The sequence below is a fragment of the Flavobacterium plurextorum genome (assembly GCF_024638035.1).
Classification (GTDB): Bacteria; Bacteroidota; Bacteroidia; order Flavobacteriales; family Flavobacteriaceae; genus Flavobacterium; species Flavobacterium plurextorum.
The window spans coordinates 2806109-2827464 of sequence record NZ_CP100442.1 but is presented as its reverse complement, the minus strand read 5'-3'; the positions used below and the strand labels follow the sequence as shown (position 1 = coordinate 2827464).

Genomic DNA, 21356 nt, shown 5'->3' with positions numbered 1-21356 from the left:
ATGTTTATATTTTACAAGGGTGCAAAGGTAAGCCAAATTATAGATAATTGCAGTAGTTTTAATTGGTTTATATAATCCTGCGGTAGATAAAACTTATTGTTTAATTAATTACTTTTATTATTCAATAAAATTGTCATGCAAAAATACATTTACAGTCTGTTATTCTATTTTGTTTTGATGTCTTTAAGTGCTCAAAAACACTCGCCAACACTGCCAGATTATGAAGCTTTTAAGGCATTTAGAGGAAAACCTTTGTCTGACAAATTTTCGAATATCGAATCTGTAAAAGTCATCTATGATTTACGAAAACAAAAAATGTATTATTTCAACAGTACATTGATTCCGCTTCATTATGATTTTGCACTGAATTATCTGCATTACAATCAAGATTTAGAAGTTTTTAATAATGAAAACTACAGCAATACTCAAAAAGACCGTGATTTTTTACTCGGAAATTTAAACCATATTAAAGGAACTGATAAATGGATTTTTGAACTGGCTGCTTCAGACCACATGCCGATTCCGCTTATAGAACGTTTCTTTAATCTTGTGACAAATTCAACTTTTATTGGAAAAAATTTAAAATTCTATTTGAACAATCCAGAGCAAATGGAATGGTTTCAACAAAATAAATTCAAAATCCCCTGTGTAAAATCTGATTATATTTTTAATGAAATTACATATCAAGAAGTTGTTTCGGGAAGTAATGTCGGGATTCTAAAACAATACAAAATCAAAGATCTAGAAAATAGAAAACCAAACTCGAACGAAATTGTAATTTTAGACGGCACGCCCGATGTTTTACCCAATGTAAGAGGAATAATTGTAAATGAGCTGCAAACACCGCTGAGTCATTTGGTTCTCTTAGGCAAAAACCGAAAGATTCCTATTATGGCTTATACTAAGGTTTTTAAAGATGAAAATATCAACAAACTGCTTTCAAAAAAAGTGGAATTAAAAATTGAGGTTGATACTTTTTTCATCAAAGAAACCGATAAAAAGATCGTAGAAAAGGTAAATTCTAAAAAGAAGAAACTTACTATTGACAACACTGTAACTGATCTCGTTGATTTATCTAAAATTCCAAAAAAGGGAGTGAATTATATTGGATCAAAAGCTCAAAACATGGCTTATTTGATTGCTGTTTCGAAAGAAATTCCGTTTAAAACACCAGAAGATGCTCATGCAATTCCGTTTTATTTTTATACAAAACACATTCAGAAAGAATCCATTTCACCATTAATCAATGAACTTTTAAATTCCACAAAAAAAGATTCAACAGTTTGGGTAAACAAGCAATTGAAAAAAATTCGAGATGCTATTAAAAAAGAACCTGTTGACCCTGAATTAATAGCAAAATTGAATAAAACATTTAAAAATACTGCTTTTAGAAACTTTAGATTTCGCTCATCGACTAATGCCGAAGATCTAGATGATTTTAATGGCGCAGGATTATACGATTCTAAAACAGGAATTTTAGGCGACAGCATTAAAACTTTCGAGAAAGCTATTAAACAAGTCTGGGCAAGTGTTTGGAACGAGGCTTCGTATAACGAAAGAGAACTTTTTGGAATCGATCAGCATAATATCGCTATGGGAGTTTTAGTGCATCGGTCTTTTCCTGACGAATTAGCCAATGGTGTCATCATTACAAAAAACATCTTTAGAGAAAACTTTCCTGGTATTACGGTTAATATTCAAAAGGGAGAAAACTCGGTTGTAAAACCCGAAAAAGGCGAAATCTGTGAGCAATTTATCGCTTATCATTTTAATTCAGGAACTAATGATGACGATTTTGATGTTGATTACACCTCAATTTCAAATTTAAACAATAACGAGCCTTTACTGAGCCGAAAAGAGATGAGCAGGCTTTTTCTTGTAAGTAGTAAAATCGAAGAAAAAATGTATCGTTACTGGAGAAAAAACACTTATCACCCAGTTGATATTGAATTTAAAATTGTGGGAGAAAACAGGGATCTTTATATCAAACAGGTTAGACCTTTTAACGAATGATCAATAAAAAACCAACAAATCGATTTCATTTGAAACGGTATTAACCAAAACAATTTTGAAATCGAAATCTTCAATATTAATTTTTTCCTGAATTGCTTTTCTGATATTTCCGTTTTCTAAGGAGAAATCATTAATAAGAGGGATTTTCACATCGACAGTATTCAAATACTTTGAAGCCTTTTTATTGACTATCATCGAAGCAGCGATATAAAAACCGATTATTATAAGTTGAAAAAATAAAAGAATCTCTATTTTCTCGAAAGGATACATAATATCTAAAATCGAAAGTGTGATGGTCGCAAAAAGAAAAATTATTGCATTTACTGTAAAAGATTGTGTTCTAAATCTTAGAATTGAAAATATAGCAAACAAGCCAAAACCAATTCCTACACCAATTTCAATTTTTGTAAACAAATAACAAAGTGAAAAAGTACAAAGTCCGACAATAACCATCAATGGGTTTATGGTTTCATTATCTTTTCTATTGGAGAAAAAATACAAAAGCAGAATTGAAAAAAACAATAATAAAAATCGTCCAACAAGTTCGTTTAAATCCATTTACTCAAAGTATTAGTAAATCAAATTTAGAAAAAAGTTTGCTACAAATTTCCAATTATATTTTAAACAAAAAAAGTCTGCCACAAATTCCGCAAATTTCCACAAATTTTCATTAAAAAAAATAATTCGTGCAAATTTGCGGAATTCGCGGCAAAAAAATTCTTTATTCTTTTATTGGTTTTGAATCAGCCTGATAACTACTTTTAGGATCACTCATATTTACTTCTTTCAGTAACTTCCCATTAGTATAAAACTGCCACATTCCGGCTTTTTTTCCATTCACAAACTTCCCTTTTGAAGCTTCAGCACCATCAGAATCATAAAAAACAGCGTCTCCGTTATACAAATTATCTTTATAAGTTGTTTGCTCTAGAAGCTTTCCGTTTTGTCCATATTTTTTATAAACGCCATCTTTCGATCCATTCTTATAGCTCATTTCTTCGGCAATTTTAGAATCAGGATAATAAATTAATTTTACCCCTTCCAGCTTTCCGTTTTTATAATTTTCAAGCATCATAACTACTTTAGAAGCTTTATGATAATACTTCCATTCTCCCTCACGTGCTTTCCCTACTTCTTTCCCTTCACTTACTTTATTTTTATTCTGATCAAAAAATGTAGTGTAAGAACTTCCATTATTTGCCGTAAAATCGCGTGTTGCAATAACATCGCCTTTTTTTGTATCATCAAAAAATTTAAAAACACCAGTCTCTTTTCCGTGATTAAAAGTCCCTTCATAACGCGGGCGTTTAGAAACTTCATAAGCTCCTTTCCAGACTCCGTCCTTTTTTCCGTTAGAATCAACTTTATTAAAATCTTGAGAAAAAGCTGCTGTACTTATTAAAAATAAAATCCAAATTTTTTTCATAAACTGTTTTTCATTATAACACTAAAAAATGAGTTTTAGTATTGCAAAAGTATAACCATTTTTACTTTTATACTGACTTTTAAAATCTTAAATAGTATTTTAAATTTTGTTTAATCTTTATTAAACAAAAATTCTAGAGAATAAAACATAAAAACACCATAAACAAAAGTCAAAATACTAAAAATCAAAATATTACAACACTAAACAACATAGTTAAATGTATATTAAATTTAATATTTGTTTAATTTTTTTGTTAAAAAATTAAACAAAATAATTAATTTAGCAGAACAAACGAAAAAAAACAATATCATGAAAACAATTAAAATTAAATTAATTGCTTTTTTAGCGTTAATTACTTTCGTCACTGTTTCCTGCAACAATGATGACAATTCAAGTCAGAATCCCCAAACAATTGTATCGATTGCGCAAGCAAATCCAAATTTAAGCTCTCTGGTAGCTGCTTTACAAAAAGCAGATTTAGCCACAACATTGAAATCTTCAGGCACGTTTACTGTATTTGCACCCACAAATGCAGCTTTTAGTGCTTTTTTAACAGCAAATGGTTATGCTGATCTAAGTGCTGTACCCGCTCCCGTGCTCAAAGAACTATTACTAAATCATGTTTTGAGCACTACAGTAAAATCAACCGACATTACAACAGGTTATGTAAAAACATTAGCTAAAGGAGGTGCATCAACCACAAACACCATAAGTATGTATCTTGAAAAGGGAACTGGTGTTGATATTAATGGTGGAAAAGCAAATGGAGGCGCAACAGTTACCATTGCAGATATTCCAGCTTCTAATGGCGTTATTCATGTTGTAGATGGCGTAATTGAACTGCCGACTATTGTGAATCATGCAATCGCCAACAAAAACTTCACTACACTTGTAGCAGCGTTGACCTATAATCCAGCATCGGGATTTGTGGGAATATTATCTGGCACAGCAAGTTCGCCCTTTACCGTTTTTGCCCCAACAAATGCTGCATTCACCAGTTTTTTAACGGAAACTGGCTATTCAGGACTTGCTGCCATTCCCGTTAATGTTCTACAAACAACATTAAAATATCATGTGGTTGCAGGTGCAAATGTACTTTCAACTTCTTTAACAAACGGTCAAGTCGTAAGTACTTTTGCTGGACAAAATTTTACCATTGGTTTGACTGGAGGTGCTAAAATTACTGACGTAAACAACAGAGTCAGTAACATCATTGCCACCGATGTTCAATGTTCGAACGGAGTCATTCATGTCATTGATAAAGTTTTATTACCAAAATTTTAAGCACAAAAAAACCGCTGTTTAACAACAGCGGTTTTTGATATTAAAATAAAAATTATTTCTTTTTATTCTGAGCTTTTGCAGCTTCTTGTTGTTCCATTACATCTTGAAGGCGCTGTTGAAACTTACTTGGTTTCTTTGGCTCTCTCAATTTGTTTTCTTGAATTTGAGCATGAATTTTATCACTGTCTACAATGTAGTTTTTAATTACAAACATAATTCCTATCGTAATTAAGTTAGAAATAAAGTTGTACAAACTTAAACCAGAACCGTAGTTATTGAAGAAAATTAACATCATTAATGGCGAAACATAAATCATGATCTTCATCATTTTTGCCATGTCCGGCATACCTTCTTGCTGAGGCGCTGCCATTTGTTGATCCCCTGAAGTCATTTTCATGTAGAAGAAAATTGCGATTGCAGCCAAAATTGGAAACAAACTAATATGATCTCCATACATTGGAATAGTAAAAGGCAACTTAGCAATTGCATCAAAAGATGATAAATCGTCTGCCCAAAGGAAGCTTTTTTGTCTCAACTCAAATGCAGCTGGGAAGAATTGAAACGATGCATACATAAACGGAAGCTGAATCAATGCCGGAATACATCCTGCCATTGGGTTCACTCCTGCTTTATTGTAAAGCTTCATTGTTTCTTGTTGTTTCTTCATTGGGTCTTTTTTGAATTTTTCTCCCAACTCTGTAATCTCCGGACGTAAAACTTTCATTTTAGCCTGCGACAAGAATGACTTATAGGTAATTGGCGACATTGCCAATTTGATAATAATGGTAAACACTATAATCGCAATTCCTAATGACAATCCCATTGTTGAACTTAAAAATCCAAACAACGGAATAAAAATCCATTTATTAATCCAACCGAAAATTCCCCATCCTAATGGAATAATTTTCTCGAAGTTTTTATCGTATGATTTTAATGTTTTATAATCTGATGGACCAAAATACAAACTCATTTTATAATCAACCTCGCCATTTGAAAATGCTAAGGGTAAATTTGCTTTAAATTGTTTTGTAAAAACAGTATCAATCTTTTCATCTTTCACCAAATCATCAGATTGCAATTTAGATGTTGCAAACGGTTTTTCTGAAGATAAAATAGTAGTAAAGAAATGCTGTTTAAAAGCTACATAACTTAAATTCTCAGGATTCTCAATTTTTCCTTGACCTGTATGATTTACATAACTATACTTATCATCACCATATTTATAGTTTATCTCTGCATATCGATTTTCATAAGAAATACTTTTTTCATTTCTGTATGTTTTCAAATCCCACTCTAAATTTAACGGTTTAGAAGAATTTAAAACTCTATTTAATCCTTGTGAACGAATATCAAAACCAACTAAATAATCATTTGGTTTCAATACATATTTATACTCTAAAAACTCATTAGCTCCCGCTTTCAAACGCATTGATAAAACCTGATCTGCACCAACTTTTTCTAATGTTGGTTCAAAATACAAATCTTTAGAATTTAATGTTCTATTGTCTGTCGTAAGAAGTTGTAAATTTAAGTTTGAATTATTATTCTTGATTAATTCAACTAATTGACCTGAACCTTTTTTAAGTCTTTCAAATTCTTTAAGCGTAGCTTCAACTATATAACCACCTTTATTAGCGATTTTAAGTTTAATCTTTTCGTTTTCAATTGTTGTAAAAGACTCTTTTGCAGAAGGAAGTGTAGCTGAATATGCGAAACCACCTAATGTTTTTTGCAATTGCGCTAATTGTACAGTATCACCAGGAGTTGCAGCAACGGTTGATGCAACAGCAGTTTTTGCTTTATCAGCCTGAGCTTGAGCTTCTTGTTTAGCAACTAATTCTTTCTTGGCTTTCTCAGCAGCAATTTCTTTCTCAGAAGGCTGATTTTGATACATAATCCAAATCAAAATTCCGAATATCAATACAAAACCAATGATTGAATTAAGGTCTAATTTTTTTTCTTCCATTATAATTTAAAAAAGTTATTCGTTGAAGCTTATTAGTAATGAGTTTTACTCAAAAGTTACATCTTCTAGAATATTAATTATTATTTTTTATGTGCATTTACTGCTGCTGCCACAAAGTTTACGAAAATTGGATGTGGGTTTGCAACTGTACTTTTATATTCAGGATGGTATTGAACACCAATAAAGAATGGGTGATTTTCAAGCTCTACAATCTCTACTAATCCTGTATCAGGATTAACTCCAGAAGCTTTTAAACCTGCTTTTTGCAATTCATCTGCATACTTATTATTGTACTCATAACGGTGACGGTGACGCTCTGAAATTGTTGTTTCACCATATATTTTATGTGCTAAAGTATTTGGTTTAATATCACATTTCCAAGCTCCAAGACGCATTGTACCGCCTTTGTCCGTAACTGTTTTTTGCTCTTCCATTAAATTCACAACTGGATGAGCCGTTTTATCGTTCATCTCTGTTGAGTTGGCATCAGCATAACCTAAAATATTTCTAGAATATTCGATAACAGACATCTGCATTCCTAAACAAATTCCGAAAAACGGAATGTTATTTTCACGTGCATAACGAACTGCTTCTATTTTTCCTTCAATACCTCTTTCTCCAAAACCTGGAGCAACTAAAACTCCATCAAGAGTTCCTAATTTCTCCTCGATATTATCAGAATTAATATGCTCTGAGTGAATAGAGATTACGTTAACTTTAGTTTCATTTGCAGCTCCTGCATGAATAAACGCCTCTAAAATAGATTTGTAACAATCCTGCATTTCTACATATTTTCCAATCAAACCAATATTTACGGTATGTTTTGGATTTTTTAATCTGCGTAAAAAAGTATTCCAGTTTTTTAAATCTGGAGATGCTTTTTTAGGTAAATCTAATTTTTTCAAAGCCACAACATCTAATCCTTCTTCAAGCATTAAATTTGGAACTTCGTATATTGTTGAAGCATCGATCGATTGAATTACTGCTTCTTTTTTAACATTGCAAAACAAAGCTAGTTTTTGACGTAATTCCTGAGACAATTCATGCTCTGTTCTACATACTAAAATATCAGCTTTGATACCGCTTTCCATCAACGTTTTTACAGAGTGCTGTGTTGGTTTTGTTTTCAACTCACCTGCAGCTGCTAAATAAGGAACTAGTGTTAAATGAATAACAATTCCGTTATTTTCACCTAATTCCCAAACTAATTGACGAACAGATTCTATATAAGGTAATGATTCAATATCACCTACAGTTCCACCAATTTCAGTAATAACAATATCGTAATCACCAGATTTACCCAGCAATTGCATTCTGTCTTTAATTTCGTTTGTAATATGAGGAACAACTTGAACTGTTTTTCCTAAAAACTCTCCTCTTCTTTCTTTTTCAATTACTGAAAGATAAACTCTTCCTGTAGTTACGTTATTAGCCTGAGAAGTAGGAACATTCAAGAAACGTTCGTAGTGACCTAAATCTAAATCTGTTTCAGCTCCATCATCAGTAACATAACATTCTCCATGCTCATACGGATTCAAAGTACCTGGATCCACGTTAATATACGGGTCAAATTTTTGAATTGTTGTACGATATCCTCTTCCTTGTAACAATTTTGCTAAAGATGCCGCGATAATACCTTTTCCTAATGAAGAAGTCACACCTCCTGTAACAAAAATATATTTTGTTTGATTCATTCTGTTGTTGTTTGTATGTAGTTGTGTAAAAAACTTGGCAAAAGTACAAATTTAATTAGACAATTTATCAATTCGAGAATGAGATAATTTGCAAATTTTTAAACAGAACGATTACTTGGTTTTGTAATCGATAATTTTAACTTTTTATTAGAGATTTTTTTGAGGATTATCTCTAAAAAGACACAAAGGAGTTTATTTTATATAAAATTCGATTTTAATAAGGCTTGCTTTTGTTATGAAGCGAATGCACTATTCTAAAAACTTAATGGAATAGCCCATTTTTCCCATAAATCTACATTTACACCTTTATTTTTAGCTGAAATATAGCTCGCCGCGTTTTTAAAAACAGCTATGACTTCATCTTTGACAGCTGAAACATCTTCCTGATTTCCTGTAACTTTAAGCACTTCTATATTTAAACTATCAGCCTTACTTATTCCTATTAGAACATATACCTTTCGACCTATTGCTTTCTTTCCTAATACCTTAGAATTCCTTAATTCCTTTGCCATATAATCAACGTATTTTGAACTTAACGCTCCTTTTTCACAAAGTAAATACTCTTTATCTTTATAAATAAATTTAGGCTTTTCGTCAACATCGTTCACTGCCATGATTGAACCATTTCTAAAATTCGGACAATTTTCTTTTATTGCATTTAATGCTTCTCCATCATTCAATAAATAAGCTTTATAAAAATGCTCACAGGCGTTTTCGCGCTCTCCCAGTGCTAGCTCAGAAGCCGCTAGATTGTACCAAAAATTTCTATTTTTTTCATCCAGCTTTACTGCTTGCGAATAAATATCTTTTGCCAGTGTAAAGTTATTTTCTGAAAAAGCTTTTTCGCCATCAATCATAACTTTCTTTTCATCACTAGTCTGAGAAAAAGAACTTTGAGCAAATAAAAGAAAGAATAAATTCAGCCCAATAATTCTAACTAAATTATTTTTACCCCTAAAAACCGACATTAAAATCTGAATCATTTTACCATTAAATTTTTATTATCCAAATATAAAAAAATAAGCCAAATCTTACTGTATTGTTTTATAGCCTTACTATTTCAAATCAACATTCTGAACTACGGCTTAGGATACTGCTTCTTAATATTACGAATCAACTCTTCCAAGCCATTTAATTTTAACTCATAGATCAACTGAAGCTGCTGTCCTAATTCTCCTTTTGGAAATCCTTTGTTATGATACCAAACGACATAATATTCAGGTAAATCTATTAAAAAACGACCTTCGTATTTTCCGAAAGGCATTTTGGTGTGTGCTAATTTTATAAGAAGTTTTTTATCTTGTTCCATAGTTTAGAAGAAAAAAAGAAGCAAGAAGAAAGAACTGATCTTTCTTCTTGCTTCAATTATATGCAAAGCTATTCTATTTTTTTATTTTTCTTCTGCCACAGATTAAAAAGATTTAAATGATTTTTTTTCGCTACGAATTACACGAATTAACTTGTAAAAATTTGTATCAAAAACAGAATAATAAAATCTGTGCAAATCCTTTTAATCTGTGACAAAAAATCTAATCTTATTCTATAAAACTTAGTCCTGATAACTATTAGGATAGCCTCTCAGTCCCGAAGCTTCGGAATAGTCTCTTAGTAATGCCATCTCACAAATGCTTCCATAGCCGCGTAAGTAGCCAAACCTAATTGGTGGTACAAAGCTGCTGTTTCTGCATTTCTGTCTTCAGCTCTCTGCCAGAACTCTCTAGCATCTGTTCCTTGAAAAACAACTCCATCTTTTTGAGATTGGTGTTTGAAGATTCCATGACGTTTTGCCAAAACTTGGTCTGGACTCATTGGCACAGCCATTTCAACCTCGTCAATTCCCCATTCCTGCCAAGCTCCACGGTATAACCATAACCAACAGTCATCCATGAATGATTTTGGTTTTAAAGCTTTTACTGCTTCAAAAATAGCATCTAAACAAACTTTGTGTGTTCCGTGTGGATCTGCTAAATCGCCTGCTGCATAGATTTGGTGCGGTTTAATTTTTTCAATTAAATCCATTGTTAACTGAATATCTTCCTGTCCAATTGGTTTTTTCTCAATTGTACCTGTTTCATAAAATGGAAGTTCCATGAAATGAATCTGCTCATCTGGCAATCCAACAAAATGACTTGTTGCTCTCGCCTCACCTTTTCTGATCAATCCTTTAATATATCGTACTTCAGGAATATCAATTTCACTATTCTTTTTATTCTCTAAGAATGTTTGTGCTTTTTTGTAAATGTTATCGGCTTCTTCGCTTTTGATTCCGAATTTCTCGTTGTAATCAATTACGAATCTAGCAAAACGAAGTGCTTCATCATCAGCAACAGCAATGTTTCCAGAAGTTTGATATGCTACATGCACTTCATGTCCTTGCTCTTGCAAACGCATAAAAGTTCCTCCCATACTAATGATATCATCATCTGGATGCGGGCTGAAAATCAAGACACGTTTTTTAGCAGGCTCTGCTCTTTCAGGACGATTTGCATCATCTGAATTTGGTTTCCCGCCTGGCCAGCCTGTAATTGTATTTTGTAATTTATTAAAGATCTTAATATTAGTATCGTATGCTGGACCTGAATCAGCTAATAAATCGCTCATTCCGTTTTCGATATAATCAGCATCTGTAAGCATTAAAATTGGTTTTTTAAGATCTAATGCCAATCCTAAAACTGCTTTTCTTGTTAATTTATCAGTCCACTCAATTTTCTCAACAAGCCAAGGTTTATTGATTCTTGTCAGTTTTGAAGAAGCTTCTTTATCTAAAATAAAAACAGCATTATTGTGTTCTTGCAAGAAAGAAGCTGGAACACGATTTGTAACTTCGTCTTCAACTGATCTCTTTACAATATTTGCTTTTCCTTCACCCCAAGCTAATAGGATAACTCTTTTAGCTTCCATTATTTTTTTAACTCCAAGCGTAATTGCAGTTCTTGGTGTATTGTTCAATCCAAAAAAGTCTTTGCTTGCTGCTACTCTAGTAATATGATCTAAAGCTACTAAACGTGTTTTAGAGTTTTGAAGCGAACCTGATTCGTTAAAACCAATGTGTCCGTTTCCTCCAATTCCTAAAATCTGCAAATCGATTCCGCCTAAAGCTTCAATCTTTGCTTCGTATTCGTGGCAATAGTCAGCAATTTGTTCTTTAGTTAAAAGTCCATCAGGAACATGAGCGTTCTCTGGTAAAATATCGACATGATCAAAAAGTAATTCTTTCATGAAACGAACATAACTATTGATAGAATTTGGTTCCATCGGGTAATATTCATCTAAGTTGAAACTGATTACGTTTTTAAAACTCAAGCCTTCTTCTTTATGCAATCGAACTAACTCTGCATATAGTCCTTTTGGAGAAGAACCTGTTGCAAGACCTAGAATACAAGGTTGATTTTCTTTTTGTTTCGATTGAATTAAAGCTGCAATTTCTTGAGCAACTGCTTTTGAAGCTTCGTTTGAATTTTCAAAAACAACCGTGTTGATGTTTTCGAATCGCTTTTCGAAACCTGTTGCTTTGTCGATTTTACTTTTTAACATGATATAGTAGTTTATTTTAATTTCTCATTAATTTACCAACTTCTATATTTATGACCTTTTACTGCATAAAAAAGAATCATTAAATAGGATGGCAGCAGCATTAAATAAGCAATTTGGTTTCCGCTTTTAGAAACCGCCTGCGTTCCGTCTGCTATATTTGATGCATTTATAGTTTCTGTAATTAGACCGTAAAACAAAGGAAAGATTGCACCACCAATGATACCCATAATCAAAATGGCACTTCCTATTTTAGTATATCCGCCTAGATCTTCAAGCGCCATTGGCCAAATTGCAGGCCAGCAAAGTGCATTTGCCAATCCAAGTAATGCTACTAAAAGTATTACAACTGGCAAATTTGGAACTCCTGGCAATTGTACCATTATATTTGGTGAGATCAAAACGATTGCTAAAACCAAAATTATACCTAAAACCCCTGAAGCTTTTAAGGCAGTTACCTGAGAAAGGTATTTTGGGATTAGCGATATTCCTAAAATATATCCTACAACCATTGCCGACATTGTAAATGAAGTTAACTTTAAATAAAAATTTCCTTCATCACCATAAACTCCCAATTGTTTTCCGAAACCTCCGATAGAATCTCCGGCTAAAACTTCAGCTGCTAAATAAAGCATCAAAGTTACAACTCCTAATACTAATTGTGGGCGTTTGAATGCGTTTTTAATTTGCTTAAAAATACTCAAATTTGTTATATTTCCATCTTCATCAAGATCAATTTCAGGAAGCGGAGACAATTTTACCAATATTGCAAGAACAACAATAATCAACCCCATGTAAATATATGGTGTCTGTAATTGCAATGCGAGCGCATTTAAAGCATTTGCTTTTGAAACTGAATCTAGCAGCGCAATTTTATCTGCAGTGAAATCCTGCATGTTTGACAACACTAAAGCTGTTAATATAATAGGTGCAACAAATCCAGCAAGTTTATTAGCAATTCCTAAAACACTAATTCTTGCTGCCGCACTTTCTCTAGGTCCAATTACGACTACGTATGGGTTTGCTGCTGTTTGTAATATAGCCAAACCAGTTCCCATGACAAATAAAGCGATTAAAAACAGTAAAAAAGTTCTGCTTTCTGCTGCGGGATAAAACATAAATGCTCCGGCAGCAATAATGAGCAATCCTAATGAAATACCATTTTTATATCCTACTTTTTCAATTACCCAAGATGATGGAACTGCCATTACAAAATAAGCAATATAGAAGGCAAAAGTTACAAAATAAGCTTGAGAGGAGGTTAATTCACAAGCTAATTCAAAAAACGGAATTAGTGGTCCATTTAACCACGTTACAAATCCGAGAATAAAAAATAAAGCGGTCAGTATGACCATCGGAATAATTGCACTCCTTTTGTTTATTTGTATGGCACTTTCAATGTTTGACATAATACTTTTGGGTTGATAGTTAATAGATTTTTATATTTTCAACCTAAATTTAGTACCAACACTCACAATCGGTATGCGTATTTTATGCATTTTTATGCATTTTTTTTGCACTGCAAAAGTAATCTAATATGTTGTATTCTGTCCTAAATTAGATATGAATTTTTTGTTAATTTTTATTCCCAGTTCAAAACCGGATAATATTTTTTAAGATATTCTTTTACTTCTGCAATATCTTCTTTTGCGGTTAAATCGGGAACATGTTCTGAAAATGGAATTCCTAATGTTGTTCCTGGGTTTTCTTTTACTGAGTTCAAAAGTACCGTAGGAAGCTCTTTCTCATCACGTTCTGGATTTACCGGACAATTTTTAAGATGCATATATAAAGTACTTCCGTTAAATTTAAAAGCATTCATACTTACTCGTATTTTTCCATCAACATCTTTATAATTTTCTAAATCTGCTGCTGTTGGTTTCTCTAGAATATCTAATAATTGATTATTCTCGTCTAGTTTGGCGATTGCGAAACGCGAAATTCTTTCAAGCGGAAAATCAAGTGCATCACGATCGTAACTTATAAATGCGTTTGGACTATTTGTTTCTCTAAGTGCTCTCAAAGCTTCTGCAGAATATAAATTATCGCTGTTACAAACTGAATATTCTTGCAGGTTTAATTCAGGAAACTGCATTACAGCTTGAAACAAAGCATCGGCAGTACCAAATGGTTTTACTCTTCCTTCAGGAATATACTGTACTGCAAATGAAATATTGAGTCCATGAAAATCATTATCTACATTTTTACTTCCGTAAAACTCTTTAAACAACTCTCCCTGCTCTCCAATAATAATATAGATATTTGTGTAACCTGCTTTTTTTGCATTTAATAAAAGATAATCTAATAAAGGTCTCCCGCTAGAGCCAACACCAATTAAGCCTTTACTTCTCTCGTTGGCTTGTGCTATTTCTTCGGGTGATAAATTATCTAAAACTGCTTCTTTTTTCATGCGGGATGATGCTCCGCCCGCAAGAATAACTAAATTGTTGTGCATATTTATTTTTTAAATTTCGATATTTTCTATAGTTCTTACTCCTGGATCTACATTTACAGCGTAGGCTTCTTGAGCTCCTGCACTTAAAATAGCTTCGATTACTGAGTCTTCAATTTGCGGATCTGCAATTACTACAATGCTTCCGCCGCCGCCAGAACCTACAATTTTAGCTCCGTAAGCACCTGCTCGCAAGGCAGCATTAATCATAGCATCAATTCGAGGAACTGTAATTTTCAATAAATCACGTAAAACTTCGTGATGCTGATTCATTAATTCTCCAATTTTTTTAAGATCTAAAACTGGTTTTTCAAATTCTTTTAAAGCTTCTTTTGTGTAGTGATAATTTTTAAGAGCGGCTTCAAAAAATGGAATTAAACGATCCGGCAGACAATTTCGATAACGATCAAAATCTTCAATTTTTGAGGCATGAAGATCAAAATCAGGGAAATTTTGTTTGACAATACCTATAGACATCAATGCATTTCCTTTTATTTCTCCAATCAAACCAATTGTTTCTTTAGGAACACCTGAAACTCCTGTAATTAACCCTTTTAATCCTGTTCCGATAATTCGATAAGAGAAAGGTTCTTTTGTATTAATATACACGATATTCCCTACCCCAATACTAAAATGATCCATCATTCCGCCCGGTTCGCCATGTTCTAAAACTTCAGATTCGTATCCTAATTTCGACAGGAATTCAGGAGTCACTTCATGATCAACTCCAAAGGCATCGATTAAAAAACGAATCCAAGCCATCAATAAGGCTGACGAACTTGATGTTCCAGAGTTTATAGGAATATCACCGGTAATTGTAATATTATAACCTGTGTTTGGCACACAACCGTATCTGCGCAATACGCGCAGCGACGAAGCAAAGTAATCGCGAGGCTCTAATTTCTCAAAAGCTGCGTTAATATCAATAGCTCTAACTTCATCAATGTCGATCATGTTTAGAACAAAAGTATTGGTGTTATTTTGTTCTGCGGTTAGTTTTATATTTCGATCTATTGCACAGGCAATAACCGGTAATCCTAAATAATCTTGATGATCTCCAAAGAGACATGTCCGACCTGGGGCTAATGAAGTAATTTTTTTCATTTAAAAAGAGTCATTAAGTCATTACTAAACAATAGTTTATAATGATTTCTTGGTTATGGATATTTTTTTGATTTTCAATTTTAACTCCACGAAACTATAGATTATATTTTTATAAAACAAGTAAAATTAAAAAAATGTGCTCGAACACACCGTAAAAATGTCCTCGAGCACACTAAATAATTATGAAGTCCTATTTTAAATAATCAAATCAAAGTTTCTATATTTGCTTATATGGATAAAAAGTACACAATTAAGGATATTGCAAAAATGGCAGGAGTTTCTAAAGGAACTGTTGACAGAGTCTTGCATAACAGAGGGAAGGTTTCTCCTACAGCGCTTGACAAAATAAACGAGGTTTTGAATGTGATTAACTATGAACCTAACTTAATTGCTCGTAATTTAAAAAATAATAAGATTTATCGTATTTGCGTTTTACTGCCTGATCCGGGAATCGATCCGTACTGGCTGCCTTGTGTAAATGGTATTCAGGATGCAAAAACGGAGTTTAAAGCTTACAGTGTTATTATTGAAACACATTATTTTAATCCAGAAAGCACTAAATCATTTTTAAGTACTAACGAAAAAATCATCAATCAATCGCCTGATGCTGTTTTAATAGCACCTTTATTTCATAAAGAAACTCTTGAAATTATCAAGCAGTACGACGAATTGAATATTATGGTTAATACTTTTAATAATCAGGTTGAATCTTCTTCTATTAAAAGTTTTGTTGGGCAAGATTTGTACAAAAGCGGTCGTGTTGCTGCGAGTTTAATGAATTTGATTTTACCAAATGGTGAAATTGCAATTATACATATTGATGAAAGCCTTAAAAATGCAGTTCACATGCAAAAAAAGGAACAAGGTTTTAGAAATTATTTTGAAGAGAAAAATCTTTCCGATTTCTCTTTAACAACTTTAAAACTAAAACACTCAAATATCGAAACTAAGTTTTCCGCTTTTTTAGAAGAACATCCTAATTTAAAAGGTATTTTTATCACGACTTCCAAAGCGTATCAAATTGCTTCTCTATTGACTTCTGCAAAAGACAAAAAAATTGCAATTATTGGTTATGATTTAATTGAGAAGAATGTAAACTTCTTGAATCAAGGATTAGTTCATTTTTTAATTCATCAAAATCAAAAAAGACAAGCTTATTTAGGTGTCAGTACTTTGGTTGAACACTTTTTATTTAGAAAAGATATTCCTGAAACTATTTTACTTCCTATCGATATTATTAATGTCGAAAATGCTTCGTTTTACGCTTAATCCGTTTTGTCACGAAGACACTAAGTTTTTTTTAAAATCATATATACACTAAAAATCTAATCTGCTAAATCTGCAAACCAAAATGGCACGCAAATTTAGCAGATTAGATTTTTTTTATTTAAAACCTCCCAACCTCTGCCTCTTTGAAGCTTTGCTCCTAAAAAAAACTATTTCATCAAAATAAATCTGCCAAAAGAAGAAGCGGTATGAAAATTAGGCGTTTCAGTATTTGGATTCACCCATGAAATCCAGGTTGGCTCGTATGCTCCATTTTCTGCTTTAGAAAATTTAGCTCGATACACTCCAGTTTCAATTGTGTTATTTTGAATTAAATCTAATTCTTCAAGTGATTTTACACTGATCTTACCTTCAACAGTAAAAGACTTTTCATCTTTTGAAGCTTTTAAATGTAAATTGTCTTTGGGCCAATTCCAGTTAAAATCAAATTTTCTGTCTGGATAAGCCTCAAAATCCATAGTTCTTATTTCAGTATCCATTTCGAGACAATAATAAGGAGTTAGTTTCTCATCTTTTCTAAAAAAGAGTTCTACTCTATCTGAGTTTCCGATACTATCAATACTATCATCTTTTTTATCGATATAAACATCAGTATCAAAAACTCTAAAATTAAAAAAGAGATTTTCAAGATCCCAGCAAGCTCTAAATTCAATTTTAGAAATAGAATCACTTTTCCAAGGAGAGCAAAAATCAGTCAAACAGTTTGCTTTTTCCCAAGTATTAAAATCTAAAATTTCATCAGAATTTTGCCCTTGTTTCTCTACTAAAATTACTTGATATTCTTTCACAATTATATTTCTTAAAATTTGTTAATTTTTTATTTCTTCAAAAACCAAAAATGGCACAAAAAAACGTCATTATTTTTTGCTTTTTTCGAGATCACTAAAGTAGTTTAAAATTCAAGAAAAAAACACACCACAAATAAAAATAAAATTGCCTGAAATTATTTTAAAGCGATAAGAAAAGCCTGATGAATTATCATTTAGCTCATATTATCATTACGAATTTCATAAAGTTTTAATAAAACAACACCAACAATACATACAAACAACTGTTTCAAGTAAAAAACCCTCAATTTTACTGATCTTTTTAATCGCTGCTTAATTTATAGATATTCCATCTTTTTAAGTAAAAAAAAATGTTTTATGTAATTTTATGTGCTCGAGAACATTTTTTTTATGTGTTCGAGCACATTTTTTGTGTTTTTTCTTGTTTAGTAAAAATATAATCGATAGTTTCGTTATATAATAATCTTAAAAATAAGTTAATTAAAGTCTTTTTCAAGCATTTTTCACTCTTATAAAAATGACCAAAAACGGGAAAAAACTCTAAAATTAGGTCAAAAATAAAGGGTGTATTTATAGACGAAAAACGACTCAATTATAATTCGAAAAAAGAGGAAACCTAAATTTAAAACCAAGTAAAAAGAAAAGAAAACCTACAAAACAAAAAACACAATTTTTATTAACCAAAAAAACCAATTAAGAGTATGAAATTATTAACCCAAAAAAAACCTAGAGACTTTCGGATTAACAATTTATCCGGGAAAGAAATTAAACTCACGATTCTTTCGTTGTTAGTTTTCACATTTCAAGCTTCGGCAGCGACTTCTGTAAGTGTGTCTTCTAAAAACAATACTTCGTTGTTTTTTGAAAAAACGGTAAAGGGTAAAGTAACAGATCAAAACGGACTTCCCCTGCCAGGTGTAAACGTGACAATAAAAGGCACCAAAACGGGTGTACAAACTGATGTTGATGGAAGTTTTGCTATTACAGTTCCAGATAATGCTACTAAACTTATTATAACATACATTGGTATGGAAGATCAGGAAGTAACAATAGGAAGCGCGCCTCTAAAAATTGTCATGAAAGAAGCTGGTCAAAAATTAGAGGAAGTTGTTATTGGATATGGAAAAGCCAGAAAAAAAGACCTTACAGGTTCTGTGAGCTCTGTTGGAAAAGACAATTTAAATTTAGGAGGAACTATTGCTAATGTTGGACAAGCTCTTCAAGGTCGTGCCTCTGGAGTTCAAGTACAACAAAACAGTTATGCTCCTGGAACTACTCCAAATGTTGTTATTAGAGGAGGAAACTCCATTAATAATTCAAATGGACCTTTATATGTTGTTGATGGTTTTATTACAAGTTCAGGAGGTTCTATCAGTCCAAACGATATTGAAAACATTCAGATCTTGAAAGATGCTTCTTCTACTGCTATTTATGGTTCAAGAGGAGCAAATGGTGTAATCTTGATTACGACTAAAAAAGGAAAATTAGGTAAAATGCAGGTTGAAGCAGAGATTTCTGATGGTTTTCAGAACATCATTAATAAGCCTACATTACTAACTGGTCAGCAATTTGTTGATATTCAAAATGCAATTCAACTTGAAAACGGAAGACCTCCTCTTTTTCCAGCGAGTCTTCCTGTAGCGAATACGAATTGGTTTGATGCAGCAACGCGTCCAGGTGAAGTCCTAAACAGATCTCTTACTTTTAGCGGAAGCGATCAAACATCTAAATTTTTTCTTTCTGGAAATTATATCAAACAAACCGGAGCCATTGAAAATACTGATTTCGAAAGATACAGTGTGAGAATGGGAGGCGAAAAAAGATTTAACAGCAAATTAAATATGGGTACCAATTTTTATGGTGCCGCGACAGAAGGAAACAATAGTGACTTTGGAGATAATATTCTATCGCCAATGTTTTCAATTCAAACTGCCTATCCTAATCTCCCGATCTATAATGCAGACGGAACTTACAATAAATACTTAGGTAAGGATAATGCATTAGCCCTTTTATTAGAGCCAACCGATCATGTTATTAATAGAATGGTTAATGGTAATATGTTTTTAGATTATGAAATCATCAAAGGCTTAACGTATCATTTTGGTGCGGGTGCTGAATGGCAGGAAAACATTCAAGGAAAATATACGCCAAGAACATTAACTGCAGGAGCTGCTTTGAAAGGAACTGGTTCTGAAGAAAATAAAACTTATTTTAGATGGAGTACTGAACAATATTTGACTTATAAGTTTAATATTAAAGAGCAGCATGCGATAACAGCAATGATTGGTACTTCGAATCAAAAAGATACTTACGAAAGAATGAAAGCTTCTGGATCTGGTTTTTCTAGTGATGTATTGACTTACTATAACCTGCAAGGTGCTGAAGTGTATTTGAAACCAGAAACACAAAAATTGGAGACAAAATTAACTTCTTATTTTGGAAGGTTAAACTATGCCTTTAATGATAAATACTTGGCTTCTTTTACGTTGAGAAGAGACGGTTCTTCTCGTTTTGGACCAAATAATAAATACGGAACATTCCCTTCTGGTGCTGTTGCATGGAAAATCTCTAACGAATCTTTTATGCAAAAATTAGATAAGATTTCTGAACTTAAATTAAGAGTAAGTTACGGTATTACAGGAAATGATGGTATTGGAGATTATGCATACATGAACACACTAAAATCTTGGGGTGCAACAATTGCTCCTGATAGTTTCGTAGGTGCCAATGAACCTGAAAATTTACCAAATCCTAATTTAAAATGGGAAGAAACAGCACAAACCAATATAGGTTTGGATATGGGATTTTTAGACAGTAAAATAACTGCAACTATTGATGTCTACAAAAAGAGAACTACTGATGCATTGATCAGAGTACCTGTTGGCGGATGGTGGGGTTTTAACAATCAAACCATGAACTCTGGAGTTATTGACAATAAAGGTATTGAACTAGGAATTACCACTACAAACTATAGAAATGATAAATTCCTGTGGACAACTTCCTTGAATGTTGCTTACAATAAACAAGAAGTTATATCGCTAGCTGATAATGTTAAAATTATTAGTACTAATACTTCTAACCCAAGCGGAACGGTTTCTGGAAGAGAATTTACAAGATTAGAGCCAGGAAAAGAAATGGGAGTATTGTACGGATTTAAATATGCGGGAGTAATCAAAACTGGAGAAGTTTACACTCCACAGCCTTTATCTAAACCTGGAGATCCAAAATATGAAGATCTTACGGGAGATGGAAAAATCACTGCTGATGATAGAACATACTTAGGAAATTCTACTCCGCATTATATTGCAGGTTTCAACAATGATTTTAGATTTGGAAATTTTGACATGAATATCTTTTTCCAAGGAGCCTTTGATTATTCTGTTTATAATATGACTAAAATGGTAGGAGAATCCAGCACAAGCACAGACGCTCTAAATCGCTGGGTAGCTGGAACTAATGAAAACACAGATATTCCGAGAGACGGTTACTACAAAAGTACTTATGGCAGTTACGTAAATTCAAAATTTGTTGAAGACGCATCTTACATTCGTTTGAAAAATGTTTCTATCGGATATTCTATTCCAGAAAGTGCATTAAGACAAGTAAAATTTATAGATAATATCAGATTGTATGCTATAGGACAGAATTTATTGACCATAACAAATTATTCTGGAAACGACCCTGAAATAAATGGACATACAAGCAGCTCTACAGCGCAAAACATTGGTGGAGGAATTGATTTTAACTCTTTCCCAGCTTCTAGAACGTTTATTTTAGGCATAAAAGTGACTATTCACTAGTCTAAAAAGCT

15 protein-coding genes are annotated in these 21356 nt (G+C 32.5%); 4 read left to right on the top strand and 11 right to left on the bottom strand.

Annotated elements, in window-relative coordinates:
- Positions 1-135: 135 nt before the first annotated feature.
- Entirely contained in the window at positions 136-2013 is a 1878-nt protein-coding gene (locus NLG42_RS12485) for a PEP/pyruvate-binding domain-containing protein (protein ID WP_257681208.1), read from the top strand.
- Here the strand turns inward: NLG42_RS12485 and NLG42_RS12480 are convergent, their stop codons facing one another.
- Entirely contained in the window at positions 2014-2571 is a 558-nt protein-coding gene (locus tag NLG42_RS12480) for a DUF4956 domain-containing protein (protein WP_099719818.1), read from the bottom strand.
- 163 nt (positions 2572-2734) lie between these two features.
- Complete coding sequence (locus NLG42_RS12475) at positions 2735-3439, bottom strand: toxin-antitoxin system YwqK family antitoxin (protein WP_089056578.1); 705 nt, start codon at positions 3437-3439, stop codon at positions 2735-2737.
- Positions 3440-3748: 309 nt separating this feature from the next.
- Here NLG42_RS12475 and NLG42_RS12470 point away from each other — a divergent pair, with 309 nt between their 5' ends.
- Positions 3749-4723, top strand: a complete 975-nt coding sequence (locus tag NLG42_RS12470) for a fasciclin domain-containing protein (RefSeq protein ID WP_257681207.1) — start codon at positions 3749-3751, stop codon at positions 4721-4723.
- Positions 4724-4775: 52 nt separating this feature from the next.
- Here NLG42_RS12470 and yidC read toward each other — a convergent pair whose 3' ends face one another.
- The 8 genes from yidC to NLG42_RS12430 all read right to left on the bottom strand — a co-directional run bounded on the left by yidC (position 4776) and on the right by NLG42_RS12430 (position 15470).
- A complete protein-coding gene (gene yidC, locus NLG42_RS12465) occupies positions 4776-6689 on the bottom strand; it encodes a membrane protein insertase YidC (protein WP_257681206.1) in 1914 nt (637 codons plus the stop codon).
- An 80-nt stretch (positions 6690-6769) separates the two neighbouring features.
- The gene (locus tag NLG42_RS12460) at positions 6770-8383 is read right to left on the bottom strand and encodes a CTP synthase (RefSeq protein WP_089056576.1); all 1614 of its coding nucleotides are present in this window, start codon (positions 8381-8383) and stop codon (positions 6770-6772) included.
- Positions 8384-8637: 254 nt separating this feature from the next.
- Positions 8638-9366: a tetratricopeptide repeat protein gene (locus tag NLG42_RS12455; RefSeq protein ID WP_257681205.1), complete on the bottom strand. Its 729-nt coding sequence runs from the start codon at positions 9364-9366 to the stop codon at positions 8638-8640.
- A 95-nt stretch (positions 9367-9461) separates the two neighbouring features.
- On the bottom strand, positions 9462-9692 hold the full coding sequence (locus NLG42_RS12450; RefSeq protein WP_057118843.1) for a DUF3820 family protein: 231 nt from the start codon (positions 9690-9692) through the stop codon (positions 9462-9464).
- Between the two features lie 296 nt (positions 9693-9988).
- On the bottom strand, positions 9989-11917 hold the full coding sequence (nagB, locus tag NLG42_RS12445) for a glucosamine-6-phosphate deaminase (protein ID WP_089055122.1): 1929 nt from the start codon (positions 11915-11917) through the stop codon (positions 9989-9991).
- 32 nt (positions 11918-11949) lie between these two features.
- Entirely contained in the window at positions 11950-13323 is a 1374-nt protein-coding gene (locus NLG42_RS12440; protein WP_089056567.1) for a sugar MFS transporter, read from the bottom strand.
- A gap of 173 nt (positions 13324-13496) precedes the next feature.
- On the bottom strand, positions 13497-14369 hold the full coding sequence (locus NLG42_RS12435) for a sugar phosphate nucleotidyltransferase (RefSeq protein ID WP_257681204.1): 873 nt from the start codon (positions 14367-14369) through the stop codon (positions 13497-13499).
- A gap of 9 nt (positions 14370-14378) precedes the next feature.
- A complete protein-coding gene (locus tag NLG42_RS12430) occupies positions 14379-15470 on the bottom strand; it encodes a mevalonate kinase family protein (RefSeq protein ID WP_257681203.1) in 1092 nt (363 codons plus the stop codon).
- Between the two features lie 231 nt (positions 15471-15701).
- On the opposite strand from NLG42_RS12430, the gene NLG42_RS12425 reads away from it, so the two are divergent.
- Positions 15702-16739: a LacI family DNA-binding transcriptional regulator gene (locus NLG42_RS12425; RefSeq protein ID WP_257681202.1), complete on the top strand. Its 1038-nt coding sequence runs from the start codon at positions 15702-15704 to the stop codon at positions 16737-16739.
- Positions 16740-16906: 167 nt separating this feature from the next.
- On the opposite strand, the gene NLG42_RS12420 is transcribed toward NLG42_RS12425, so the two are convergent.
- Positions 16907-17545 carry a sugar-binding protein gene (locus NLG42_RS12420; RefSeq protein WP_257681201.1) on the bottom strand — a complete coding sequence of 213 codons (639 nt, stop codon included), beginning with the start codon at positions 17543-17545 and terminating at the stop codon, positions 16907-16909.
- Positions 17546-18246: 701 nt separating this feature from the next.
- Here NLG42_RS12420 and NLG42_RS12415 point away from each other — a divergent pair.
- Entirely contained in the window at positions 18247-21345 is a 3099-nt protein-coding gene (locus NLG42_RS12415; protein ID WP_257681200.1) for a SusC/RagA family TonB-linked outer membrane protein, read from the top strand.
- Positions 21346-21356: the final 11 nt, after the last annotated feature.

Excerpts from the sequence above, each read along its gene's own strand:
- NLG42_RS12415 (WP_257681200.1), top strand. The coding sequence starts at position 18,247 with ATGAAATTATTAACCCAAAAAAAACCTAGAGACTTTCGGATTAACAAT.
- NLG42_RS12460 (WP_089056576.1), bottom strand. The coding sequence starts at position 8,383 with ATGAATCAAACAAAATATATTTTTGTTACAGGAGGTGTGACTTCTTCA.
- NLG42_RS12430 (WP_257681203.1), bottom strand. The coding sequence starts at position 15,470 with ATGAAAAAAATTACTTCATTAGCCCCAGGTCGGACATGTCTCTTTGGA.
- nagB (WP_089055122.1), bottom strand. The coding sequence starts at position 11,917 with ATGTTAAAAAGTAAAATCGACAAAGCAACAGGTTTCGAAAAGCGATTC.
- NLG42_RS12485 (WP_257681208.1), top strand. The coding sequence starts at position 136 with ATGCAAAAATACATTTACAGTCTGTTATTCTATTTTGTTTTGATGTCT.
- yidC (WP_257681206.1), bottom strand. The coding sequence starts at position 6,689 with ATGGAAGAAAAAAAATTAGACCTTAATTCAATCATTGGTTTTGTATTG.
- NLG42_RS12470 (WP_257681207.1), top strand. The coding sequence starts at position 3,749 with ATGAAAACAATTAAAATTAAATTAATTGCTTTTTTAGCGTTAATTACT.
- NLG42_RS12425 (WP_257681202.1), top strand. The coding sequence starts at position 15,702 with ATGGATAAAAAGTACACAATTAAGGATATTGCAAAAATGGCAGGAGTT.
- NLG42_RS12435 (WP_257681204.1), bottom strand. The coding sequence starts at position 14,369 with ATGCACAACAATTTAGTTATTCTTGCGGGCGGAGCATCATCCCGCATG.
- NLG42_RS12440 (WP_089056567.1), bottom strand. The coding sequence starts at position 13,323 with ATGTCAAACATTGAAAGTGCCATACAAATAAACAAAAGGAGTGCAATT.
- NLG42_RS12450 (WP_057118843.1), bottom strand. The coding sequence starts at position 9,692 with ATGGAACAAGATAAAAAACTTCTTATAAAATTAGCACACACCAAAATG.
- NLG42_RS12480 (WP_099719818.1), bottom strand. The coding sequence starts at position 2,571 with ATGGATTTAAACGAACTTGTTGGACGATTTTTATTATTGTTTTTTTCA.
- NLG42_RS12455 (WP_257681205.1), bottom strand. The coding sequence starts at position 9,366 with ATGATTCAGATTTTAATGTCGGTTTTTAGGGGTAAAAATAATTTAGTT.
- NLG42_RS12475 (WP_089056578.1), bottom strand. The coding sequence starts at position 3,439 with ATGAAAAAAATTTGGATTTTATTTTTAATAAGTACAGCAGCTTTTTCT.